The 233-nt window shown below is 47.2% G+C and carries 1 protein-coding gene; it reads right to left on the reverse strand.

What is annotated here, in order from left to right:
- On the reverse strand, nucleotides 1–142 hold a 142-nt coding region (locus tag IBT46_RS27150), incomplete at its 3' end, for a 3'-5' exonuclease (protein WP_200548142.1).
- Nucleotides 143–233 lie beyond the last annotated feature (91 nt).

The following is a 233-nucleotide window of genomic DNA, read 5'->3' on the forward strand; positions in this document are numbered from 1 at the left end:
TCTCGCTCTCCAGCTGAACGTTGGAATAAAACGTATTACCGATTTCACCGGAATCTGGCTCAAAGAAAACAGCTCCGATGGATACGATTGCGGCATTTGGCTTATTGCCCATAGTTTCGAGGTCGATCATTAAGTGGTTCATGTGATTTCCCGTTTTCAGGCTGCACGAATCCCTTGCCGGGGTGGCAATAATTCAGCAAACCGAATTTATTAATAAGTGGGCTGGTGGGCGC

The sequence above is a fragment of the Erwinia sp. S38 genome (assembly GCF_016624545.1).
Taxonomy (GTDB): domain Bacteria; phylum Pseudomonadota; class Gammaproteobacteria; order Enterobacterales; family Enterobacteriaceae; genus Erwinia; species Erwinia coffeiphila.